1 protein-coding gene is annotated in these 4304 nt (G+C 49.5%); it reads left to right on the top strand.

All coding sequences use genetic code 11. The features are described from left to right. Positions 1-36 precede the first annotated feature (36 nt). Positions 37-4304: amino acid adenylation domain-containing protein (locus ABH897_RS27490; protein WP_404593010.1), on the top strand; the 4268-nt coding region annotated here is incomplete at its 3' end.

The following is a 4304-nucleotide window of genomic DNA, read 5'->3' as shown; positions in this document are numbered from 1 at the left end:
GGGGACGAAAATGCATATGCTGCGGATGACTCTGACTTGCCAAGCGTATCAGGAGCCCATCATCTGGCTTATGTGATGTATACCTCCGGTTCGACCGGACAACCCAAAGGGGTCATGGTGGAGCAGCGAAGTGTCGTACGTTTGGTCAAAGGAACAAATGTTGTAGCATGGACACCTGCTGACCGTATTTTGCTAACAGGGGCGCTGGTTTTTGACGCCTGTACGTTTGAAATTTGGGGGGCCTTGCTGAACGGGCTGCGGCTGGTCATTGTACCCGAGATGGTTCTGCTGAGTGCAGAGCTGCTGGGGGAAGCTATCCGGGAGCACCAAATTACGGTCATGTGGCTGACCGCGCCACTGTTCCATCAGTTGGTGCAGCAAGAGCCAGCACAGTTTGAGCCGCTGCGTTATCTCATTGTGGGAGGGGATGCGCTCGTGCCATCGGTCGTATCGGCGGTACGCCGCGCATGCCCGAATGTCACGCTGGTGAATGGCTATGGTCCGACGGAAAACACGACCTTTTCCTGCAGCTTTGAGATTGACCAGGACTATACCAACAATATTCCGATTGGGCGACCGATAGCCAACTCGACCGCCTACATCATGGATCAAGAGGGGCGGCTCCTGCCGATAGGGATGGCGGGAGAAATCTGGGTCGGGGGAGCCGGTCTGGCCCGTGGTTATTTGAATCAGGAGGAATTAACCCGTGAGCGGTTTGTAGCGCATCCATGGGCAGCGGGTGAACGGTTATACCGGACGGGGGACCGGGGACGCTGGCGTCCAGACGGAACGATCAGCTATCTGGGACGGATGGACCAGCAGGTGAAGATCCGTGGATACCGGATTGAGCCGGGAGAGATTGAAGCGAAGCTGCAGAGCCTGCCCTTCGTCCAGCAAGCGGCTGTGGTTGTCCATGAAGCGGAGGATGGCGCGAAGCAATTGGCGGCGTACTATGTAGCTGAGCGCGAGATGACGGGGACGCGGATACGGGAAGCTCTGCTGGAAGAGCTGCCAGCGTATATGATACCAGCCTATATGATTCCGCTGGAACGGCTACCGCTAACGCCTAATGGGAAAGTGGACCGTAAAGAGCTGCCTGTGCCAACGGCGAGTATTCAAACCGGAGTGGAGTATACCGCGCCTGGAAACGAAGTGGAGCAGGTGCTGGTCACTGTCTGGCAAAAGGTGCTCGGTGTGCCGCAGATAGGAACAGGGGATAACTTTTTTGATTTGGGTGGCGATTCCATTAAGGCCATTCAGGTATCGTCCCGATTGATTCAGGCCGGCTACAAAATTGGAATGAAAGACCTGTTTAAATATCCGAGCATTGCTGCGCTCAGTCCTTATACAGAGCGGGTGACCAGAATACCCGAGCAAGGTGAAATTAGTGGAAAAGTGGAGTTGACACCGATACAGCGATGGTTATTCACGCAAGAAACGGGAAATGAAGCACATTTTAACCAGTCGTTTTTCTTGCACAGACCTTCGGGCTTTAAAGAAGAGGCATTGCGGCAGGTAATGGACAGCATAATTACGCACCACGATGCTTTACGTACCGTATATCGACGGACGGACAGCGGCTATGAAGCATGGAATCGTGGAATCAGTGAAGGGGAATTGTACGATCTGGAAGTCATGGACTTCGCAGCCTCCAATCCAACTGAGGTTATGGCAGAAATTGAGGAAGCCGCGAATCGAATTCAGCGCAGCATTGATCTGGAAAAAGGTCCGTTGGTAAAACTGGGACTGTTCCGTTGTCCCGACGGTGATCATCTGCTGATTGTCATTCATCATTTGGTGGTAGACGGCGTATCCTGGCGAATTTTACTGGAGGACTTGGCGAATGCCTTCGGGCAAGCAGAGTCGGGCAAGGATATCAAGCTGCCGTCAAAAACGGATGCCTATCAGGTATGGGCCAATCAACTGGTGCAGTATGCAAATAGTACGTCCATCGAGCAGGAGCTTCAATATTGGAGACGCGTAAAAGACTTTGAGACAGCTCCTTTACCTAGAGATTATGACGAGACGGGTCAAGGCACGATTGGAGACAGCGAATTACTGACACTGCGGTTTACAAAGATGGAGACGGAGCAACTGCTGAAACAGACGAACCGTGCCTATCGTACTGAAATTAATGATCTGTTGCTTACTGCGCTGGGAACTGCAATCCATGGGTGGACAGGCAGTGAAAATATATTTGTAAATTTGGAAGGCCACGGTAGAGAGCATATGTTGCCGGATTGTGATATCAGCCGGACGGTAGGATGGTTCACGAGTCAATATCCTGTTCTTCTACACATTCCAACGGACGCAGACACGGGACTTCGCATTAAAACGGTCAAAGAAGCATTGCGTGAAATACCGCAAAAGGGAGTCGGATTCAGCTTGTTGCGTCATCTCTCCCATCATGGTGAAGAAATGGGTAAGCTGGTTGAACCTGAAATCTGTTTCAATTATCTAGGCCAGTTTGATCAGGATTTAAGCAACAGTGGAATGTCTATTTCACACTATTCTGGTGGCTCGGATGTCAGCCAGGGAGGGCGGAGACCATATGTGCTGGAGTTCCACGGTATGATTACAGACGGATGTCTGAATCTCGCTATCAGCTACAATCGAAAGCAGTACCGTCAAAAAACGGTGGAACACCTGGCTGAGAAACTCCAATGCTCCTTGCGCGAAATCATTAACCACTGTATGTCGAAAAAACAGATGGAGCTGACCCCAAGCGATATTTTATGCAAAGGGATAAGCATTCCAGAAATGGAACAGATCATATTGCATATGGGACAGGACAGAGCAATAGAGAATATTTACCCATTAACGCCTGTACAAAAAGGAATGCTGTTCCACAGTCTGCTGGATCCTCAGTCTGCCGCCTATTTTGAACAGACTACATTTGATATGGAAGGTGTCTTGAATGAAGCGGCTTTTGCCCAAGCCTTGGATCAATTAACACACAGACACGCTATATTGCGAACTGGATTTTATACTGGCTGGAAAGATACCCCACTTCAAGTGGTATACCAGGATTCACGCATTGATTTTCGCACAGAAGATGTTAGGGGTATCCGAGAATCAGAGCGGGAACAGTGGCTGACAGCCTATGCCGATCAAGACAAGGCCAAAGGATTTAATCTCCAACAGGATGTGTTAATGAGGTTATCTGTTTTACGTACAGGGCAACGCTCATACCGTCTGGTTTGGAGCTTTCATCATATCCTTATGGACGGCTGGTGCGTACCGCTTGTCGCCCAAGAATTGTTTGAATTGTATGAAGCAATTCGAAATGAGAGACAGCCTCGATTACAAGACGCTCCTCTGTACAGCGACTATATCGAATGGCTTGAATCCCGTCCTGTCGAGGAAGCCGCTTCTTACTGGAGTAATTATCTTGCAGGCTATGAAGAACAAACGATACTACCAGGGAAGCTGGTCCAAGCTGCGGAATTTGAAGGCTACGAATCGGGCAGAGTAATCCGCCGGTTTGGACATTCGCTGACCTATTCGCTCAAGCAGGCAGCGAATAGCAATCGTGTAACGGTTCATACTTTTATGCAAGCTGTATGGGGGATTCTACTGCAAAAATACAATAACCATAGGGATGTTGTATTTGGTACGGTGGTGTCAGGCAGACCGCCTGTTATTACAGGTATTGAAAGCATGGTAGGCTTGTTCATTAATACGATTCCGGTACGTGTTCATTGTGATGCGGATGATTCGTTTGCTGATTTGGCTTTAAGGATGCAGCAGCAAGCACTCGCTGCTCATGAGTTTGACACGTATTCCTTAATGGAAATACAAGCGCGAACACCACAGAAGCACCAGCTCCTATCGCATATTATGGTGTTTGAAAATTATCCGTTGGAGCAGCAGTTGACAAGTATGGATGAAGACGATGGTCAAAGTTTGCTGATTTCCAATGCACACGTCACGGAGCAGACGCATTACGACTTTAATGTCATTGTGTTGCCTGGCGAAGACATAACAGTGCATTTTGAATTTAATACCAATGCCTATGACACCTTAATAATAGAACAAGTAGCAGGCCGATTCCTCCAAATGTTGGAGCAGGCTGCCGCTAAACCAGACATGGGAGTCCATGAACTGGATTGGCTGACAAAAGAAGAAAAACGAGATATTTTAGAAGTTTTCAACGATACTGAGGCAGATTATCCGCGGGAGCAGACGGTGGAGCAACTGTTTGAACACCAGGTGGGGCGTACACCGGAACAGACGGCAGTCATCTGCGAGGATCGCAGGCTCACCTACCGGGAGCTCAATGCTCAGGCCAATCGGTTGGCGCA

Source organism: Paenibacillus sp. RC73 (assembly GCF_044908085.1).
Classification (GTDB): Bacteria; Bacillota; Bacilli; order Paenibacillales; family Paenibacillaceae; genus Paenibacillus; species Paenibacillus terrae_A.
This window is presented reverse-complemented; position numbering and strand designations above follow the sequence as displayed.